This window comes from Caballeronia choica (assembly GCF_001544535.1).
Lineage (GTDB): Bacteria > Pseudomonadota > Gammaproteobacteria > Burkholderiales > Burkholderiaceae > Caballeronia > Caballeronia choica.
In genome coordinates this window covers 22193-28961 of sequence record NZ_FCON02000096.1, presented here as the reverse complement: position 1 = coordinate 28961, position 6769 = coordinate 22193, and the positions used below count along the sequence as shown (strand labels likewise).

Annotated in this window: 6 protein-coding genes; 4 read left to right on the top strand and 2 right to left on the bottom strand. The window is 60.1% G+C overall.

Features of this window, described 5'->3' with window-relative positions:
- From AWB68_RS29950 to AWB68_RS52000, 3 genes are all read left to right on the top strand, one after another.
- Positions 1-261, top strand: a 261-nt coding sequence (locus tag AWB68_RS29950; RefSeq protein WP_125483028.1) for an aldehyde dehydrogenase family protein, incomplete at its 5' end; no start/stop codon positions are given.
- Between the two features lie 572 nt (positions 262-833).
- Positions 834-2996, top strand: coding sequence for a GNAT family N-acetyltransferase (locus AWB68_RS46995; RefSeq protein ID WP_125483083.1), 2163 nt, complete (start codon positions 834-836; stop codon positions 2994-2996).
- Positions 2993-3433: an ASCH domain-containing protein gene (locus AWB68_RS52000; RefSeq protein WP_087647938.1), complete on the top strand. Its 441-nt coding sequence runs from the start codon at positions 2993-2995 to the stop codon at positions 3431-3433. The genes AWB68_RS46995 and AWB68_RS52000 overlap by 4 nt, the downstream gene beginning before the upstream one ends.
- A 268-nt stretch (positions 3434-3701) precedes the next feature.
- Here AWB68_RS52000 and AWB68_RS29935 read toward each other — a convergent pair whose 3' ends face one another.
- Positions 3702-4823: a succinylglutamate desuccinylase/aspartoacylase family protein gene (locus tag AWB68_RS29935; RefSeq protein ID WP_087647937.1), complete on the bottom strand. Its 1122-nt coding sequence runs from the start codon at positions 4821-4823 to the stop codon at positions 3702-3704.
- A 23-nt stretch (positions 4824-4846) separates the two neighbouring features.
- Positions 4847-5626: a transporter substrate-binding domain-containing protein gene (locus AWB68_RS29930; protein WP_087647936.1), complete on the bottom strand. Its 780-nt coding sequence runs from the start codon at positions 5624-5626 to the stop codon at positions 4847-4849.
- A gap of 130 nt (positions 5627-5756) precedes the next feature.
- On the opposite strand from AWB68_RS29930, the gene AWB68_RS29925 reads away from it, so the two are divergent.
- Entirely contained in the window at positions 5757-6692 is a 936-nt protein-coding gene (locus AWB68_RS29925; RefSeq protein WP_087647935.1) for a LysR family transcriptional regulator, read from the top strand.
- Positions 6693-6769 lie beyond the last annotated feature (77 nt).

Here is a 6769-nt window from a genome sequence, read left to right as displayed (position 1 = left end):
GTGTCGTGCTTTACATCGGATGGTGGCGTCGCGCGGGCGTTCTCGCGGCAGATCAAGGTCGGCATGGTCGGTATCAATGTGCCCATTCCGGTGCCGATGGCGTGGCACTCGTTCGGCGGCTGGAAGCGCTCGCTGTTTGGCGATCACCATGCCTATGGTGAGGAAGGCATTCGCTTCTATACGCGCTACAAGAGCGTCATGCAGCGCTGGCCGGACAGCATCGCCAAGGGCGCGGAATTCACGATGCCGGTCGCGAAGTAAGAGCGCACGTCGCGTTAAAGCAATGCCGCTCAGTCGCGAGACTGAGCGGCATTTTTCTTTGAATGGCAAAAAGGGCTGGCGAAACTTATGTGTGGCAAAACGCCCAGCATCTCATGAAAAATTGATTAAAGAAATCGCAGCTTCAAGTCGAACGTCCATTTTGATCCGCTCCAGAGATAAGTCCAAATCTCTCTCGACGATTTACAGATATTTCCGTGAAGATGGAATCGGCCGTCAGAAGTCGATATGCCTGCACCCTCTCGGGAATCCCAATAATCCCAATTCTGATAACAAAATTTCCCAATTAAATCAGGCCCTTAAATCCGTAGATCAGACTTATTCGTGCGAGAATCTCCTCAGCCGTACGCCGTAAATACGCCGTAAAAAACGGGGAGTGGAGTCCACGCACAAATGGGACTGGGATCAACGCCTCGTGGGCTTCGCGGACGTTGGTTCAGACACCACGCGGCAACAACGCACGCGGCATTCTGTCTTACAACTATTTCCAGTCAAATGGTCACCTACAACGCGTGAAATCAGCGCGCATAAGCCTGCAATGCGAGGGAGAAGGAATGAGCAACGCCGAAATCAAATTCAGACTGGTTAATTCCTATAGCGACGTTCGCGCATATCTCTCGGACATAGTGCAAGCCGCGGACAGCGCAAAAGATGCGTTGGGTTTCTTTGCCAAGCCAATCTTTGAAGAGTACGCCAGAAAGGACTTGATATTCGTTTTGCTAATCGCGGACGGCAATTCCGAAATTTACGGCGGTCACCTTATTTTCGATGCTCGCTTTCCGAAAGCAAAAGTTCGACAGATTTTCGTGGTGGACCGGTTTCGTCGGCTGAAATTGGGTAACACCCTCGTTGACGCCTTGAAGGAGCAACTGACGGAATTTCAGTTCATCTCCATAAGCGCGCGAGTCGCGGAAGACCTGCGTGACGCGAATCACTTTTGGGAACGACAAGGCTTTTACACGCAGCAACTTGTCAAAGGCGGCGAGAGTCGTAAGCGGATTATCGTGGTTCGCGCGCACGAACTGGCCACACCCCAATTGTTCCAATCAAGCGGAATTACTGCTGCGGATCCCTTGGGCCTTGATTTCAAGCAGGACCAGGAACGACCTCTCTTTCTCCTCGATCTGAACGTGCTCTTCGACCTTGGTCCACGTCGTCCAAGGCACGAGCAGGCTGTCGCCGTGTTTCGCGCAGAGCGAATGCAGGCATGCTCACTTGCTATTAGTTCGGAGATCGAGGCGGAGTTGAAAAGAACTGCGCAGAAAGGAAAGACCGATCCAATGCAGGCTCTGGCACATGCCCTCCCGCGTTTTACCTCGCCGGAGGGCCAAGATTGGGACAGACTGGCGCCAGAACTTTGCCAACTGGTTTTCCCGGAGCGTGCGCTTGACGGAAGACTGACCGCCAATGACTTGTCCGACTTGAAGCATCTGGCAACCGCAATTCATCATCGCTTGCCTGGCCTTGTGACAAGTGACGCTAGCGTGGTCCGCTGCGCGAGGGAGTTACGCCGCCGCTACGGCATCGAAGTCGTTTCGCCTGAAGCGTTCCAAGCTGGCTATATCGACCACCCGCTCCAGCAAATTCACGCGACGTCGACCGGCGACGTCTTGAGTATTCAGGTGGCCCAGGACAGTGACGAAAAAGAGATAAAGGCGCTTCTAACAGAACTAGACGTCAACGTTGCTGATCAGGCCGCGCATTGGGCCGCAGTTGATGGATCCCGTGGCACGAGTTGGCGCTTCATGGTCAAAGATGAGAAATGCATCGTCGGCTACATTGCTTGGTCACGGACAATCCATGATGGTCCCTTCAACGCTCACATAGCCGTAGATGAAGCCAATGACACAGCAGGCGACGCCGTAAGATTGATGTTACAAAGTTTGATCGGCGTAATTTCGCCGTCGGCTGTCGCAAGGATCCGCCTACGCTTCCCAAAGTGCCAAGTCGTGGTTCGAGAAGTTGCAGCCACGCTTGGTTTCACGCGCTTATTGTCCGACACCAACGAACTGCAAAAGGTGATGGTCAGCAGTATTGTTTCAAAAGGAAATTGGATGCTCACTCGGGATTCTCTGTCAAACGCGAGCAGCATCGTTCTACCCGCAGCATCACCCCATTTCCGCCACGTCGACCAGCAGATCCCCGTCATCCGTCCAGACGGGGAACGAGTTCACATATCCCTTTTCACGCTCGAGACGCACCTCGCCCCGGCTTTGTTCTGTCTCCCGGGGCGCGGCGGCGTACTCGTTCCGGTCCAGCGAAAATTTGCAGAGCATCTCTTGTTGCAATCGCCACAAGCATCTTTGTTACCACAGGCTAGAGCACAACTCCTTTCGCAGCGCCACTATCTCAGCGGCCCAGCAACGTTGAAAGTGTTCACCCGCGGCGACCTGATATTCTTCTACGAATCCGAAAAAGACGGCGGTGCAGGAGCCGTGATTGCGCTAGCCAGAACGCTTCGAGCCTATCGCCGCAGCGAAGACGCGCTAGGCGGGACGGATTTGTTACCCTCCGTCCTGGATAGCGACTCGCTGGCGAGTATCGGAAGGGCCGCGGTGAAAACAGTTACCGCCTTTGACAACCTGCTGGAACTTCCGCGCCAGGTATCGCGTGCAGATCTTAGGGAACTTGGATGCGGAGAAGCACATCAATTGCTGACTAGCCGGCGACTAACGGCACAGCAAGTGGAGGCTATTTTGCGCAAAGGAACGCAATGACAACTCAGGAGCATCTGCTCATCTCACTGGAAAACCGGCATGCGGCAAACATTCTCGCCGGAACGAAACACGTCGAACTTAGACGAAGGAAGATGCACGTAAACGAGGGAGACCTCGTTTGGTTCTATGTCAAGAAGCCGGTAGCGGCAGTTGTCGGATGCGCAGTCGTAGGCAAATGCACAGTGGACGAGCCTGCGGCACTGTGGAAGCAGTTTGGAAGTGTCTCCGGTCTCGTACGGTCCGAATTCATGGGCTATCTTGACGGCGCGACACAAGCGTTCGCGATGGGCGTACAAGACCCTAGACCGATCAAACGGCCAGTATCGCTTGCCGATCTTCGTGGCGCCTTGCCCGACTTTCATCCACCGCAGTTCTATTGCCGGTTGAACGCCGCGACGGCGCTTCGCAGACTGCTAACGTCTCGCAGCAAGTCGTAGTGGCCAGGCGAATCTGCATCATTGTATAAGCCCGCCTAAATCTTGCGACGAGCAGCCAGCACCGCCTACCGACGACGGTCGTTCCACAGGGTCAGTCATGGATGAGGTGCGTGCCAAACCGCTCGGTCGCCACCATGACCGGCCTGATTTTTCGGGCGATGTGGCTGTGCCAAACATTAATGTCGAATCTGTAGAGCTTGGATCGCTGAACAAGGGACCGTTTTTGTTACTCAATGGGAAATCCGATGAGAGCGGTCGAAATACTTGTTCAAGCCCCCACCAAAACCCCCGTCCGAAACGCAGTCGCCCCAGAAACCCGCCCCATCGGCGCGCCGGCGTAGGCGAAACGGATCGCGCGCCGCATGTAGAACACACCATCGTTCTTCGTGGTCACAGTGGTGACTACATCGGTCAACGGATCCACGATGTCGAAAACGGCATCCCCCGCGTGCAGAAACGCGCCCACCTGCGCCCGATACACCACCACCCCGCTCACCGGCGCCACGAACTGCTCGCTGCCCGCGAGCGGCGTCGCCGGATGCAGCAGCGGCGGCATCTCGCGCGCCTCGCCTTCGATCACCCCGCGCCGCACCAGAAACTCGACGATCGCGTCCGCGTCATGCTCCGCCGTCTCATACGACACGTCACGCTGCCCGCGATGCTCCACCGTCACCGCGATATTCGGCGCCGCGAGCGGCGTCTCTTCACCCAGCACCGCTCGCACCTCGTTCCAGAGCAGCGTGTGAATCTCGTCGAAGGACTGGCCGCCCGAATCGGTCGCAAGCAGCACGCCGTTCGCTCCGAGATAGCGCGCGAGCGGCTCGATAGCCGGCCAGCTCGCCGGACTCGTATAAAGATGCAGCGTCGCTTCGAGCGAGCAATGCAGATCGAGGATGACGTCGGCATCGGCGGCAAGCGTCAGCAGCGTCAGCCGCAGCGATTCGAATTCGTTCCTGGCCGTGCTCTCGGCAAGCATCTCCCGCACGGCGCCGCGCAAGAGCCGCGCGTTCTCCCGCGGATCGCGCGTCCAGCGCGTGCCCACGCGCGCGACGAGCGCCTCGGCCTGCGGCATCGGAAAGCTGCGATTGAAGTTGTGCCCGCTGTTCGCTTCGAATCGTCCGAGAAACTGGCCGAGCACATGCTGCGACAGCCCGACCGGATTCGCCACCGGCACGAGCACGACTTCACCGCGCACGCGCCCATCGGCTTCGAGCGTCGAGAGACGCCGCTTGAGCTGCCACGCGGTCAGCATCGCGGGCGTTTCGTCCGCATGCAGCGACGCCTGCACATAGACCTTCTCGCCCGCGCCCGGCGTGCCGAAGTGAAAGCTGACGAGTTCGCGATTCGTCCCGAGCGTCGTCGAGATGAGTTGAGTGCGTTGCGTTTGCATCGGTGATCCTTGGGGTCAGGGCGTCAGTCGCCGTACACGTCGAAGTCGAAATACTTGCGGGCGATCTTCTGATAGGTGCCATCGGCGCGCATGTCGGCGACCGCGCGATCGACCTTCGCCTTGAGCGCCGTGTCGTCCTGCCGCATGCCCATGCCGACGCCGTGATCGCCCATCGAAAGCGGCTCGCCGACGAAGCCGAAGCCCGCCCCGCGCGAGGTCTTCAGGAAGCCGTGCTCGGCTTCCACCGAGCCGAGCAGCGCGGCGTCGATGCGGCCGGCGGCCAGGTCGTTGAAGACGCCCTCCTGGCTCTGGTAAGCGACCACTTCGACGCCGCCCGGTTGCCAGTTCTTGAGCGCGTAGGTCTCGAACTGGCTGCCGCTCTGCACGCCGATGCGCTTGCCGCGCAGGCCCTCCGCGCTCGCCTTGAGCGGCGCGCCGGTCTTCGCGATCAATCGCGACCTGAACTGGAACAGCTTGTTCGAGAACGCGATCTGCTTCATGCGCTTGTCGGTGATCGCCATCGACGACATGATCCCGTCGATCTTGCGTGCCTGCAGCGCCGGGATCATCCCCGAGAATTCGAGTTCGACCCATTCGCAGCGCATCGCGATGCGGCGGCAGATCTCGTCGCCGAGATCGACGTCGAAGCCGGCGACGTGACCGTCCGGCGTCTTCACATCCATCGGCGGATAGCCCGGGTCGATACCGAGGCGCAGCGCGTTGGCATCTTTCGCGAACGCGGGCGATGCGGCCAAAGCCGCGGCGAGCGCCGAGGCCATCAAGAGCGAGGTGAGTTTGGTCATGAGCGCAAAAAGAAGGCGGGCTGGGTTTCGAGATAACGCCCGCCGATAGTACGGCCGCAAGACGCTACAAAAAAGGGCCGTTTTGCTTATCATGATCACATTTTGAGATCATCTGACGAGGCGTCGAATCGTGGAAATGACCCTGACGCAGTTGCGCATGTTCGTCGCGGTCGCCGAGGCTGGGAGCCTGCGGGCGGCGGCGCGGCGTCTGAACGTCGCGCAAAGCGGCGTGACGCAACAGTTGCGCAAGCTCGAATCGAGCGTCGGCGGGCCGCTTTTCGAGCGCGGCCATCGCGGCGCGCGGCTCACCACCATCGGCGAACGCCTGCGTCTACGCGCCGACGTGATCCTCGGCGAGTGCATGCGCACCGAGGAGGAGATGCGACAGTTGCGCGGCGAATCGACCGGACAGGTGTCGCTCGGTCTCGCCGCCGAAGCGACGATGCGCCTCTTCCCCGCGTTGCTCGCGAGCTTTCGCGAGCGGTGCCCGCGCATCGACGTGCATCTGACGAGCGCGACGTCGCGGGTCCTGACATCGTGGGTGCGCGATGGAAGTCTCGATTTCGCGCTCGCGCTGGTGTCGCAGGAGGCCGACGTTCACGACCTGGAGACGACGCGCCTCTTCGACTCGGAAGTCGCGGTGATCGCACGCCGCGGTCATCCGCTGATGCAGGCGCGCACGCTCGCAGAACTGCGGGATGGCGACTGGGTCAGCACGCGGGCGCTGCGAGCGGCGCCCGCGACCAACCGGCTGGCGATGCTGTTCGATGCAGCGGGACTCGCGCCGCCGCGCATCGCCGTCACGACCGAGGCCGTGTTCGACACCCTGCATTGCGTCGCCAACACGGACTATCTGGCGCTCGAACCGGCGCGGCTCATCGAGCACGCGTTCTTCCGCGAGCACGTGGCGATCGTGCCGGTCGCCGAGCGCGCGGACCGCACGCCGGTGTGCCTGCTGCGGCGCGCGGGCGTGCCGCTCACGCCCGCCGCGCAGGAACTGGCGACCATGGCGGTATCGTTCGCGCGGATGCTGCCGGCGTCAGCGGGACGGGTGGCGCCTCCCTGACCCCTTCGGCGCGGCGACATTGCTATAAGCGGGACGCGGAACGAGTTCCCTGCTCCCCTTCGGCGCGGCGACCTTGC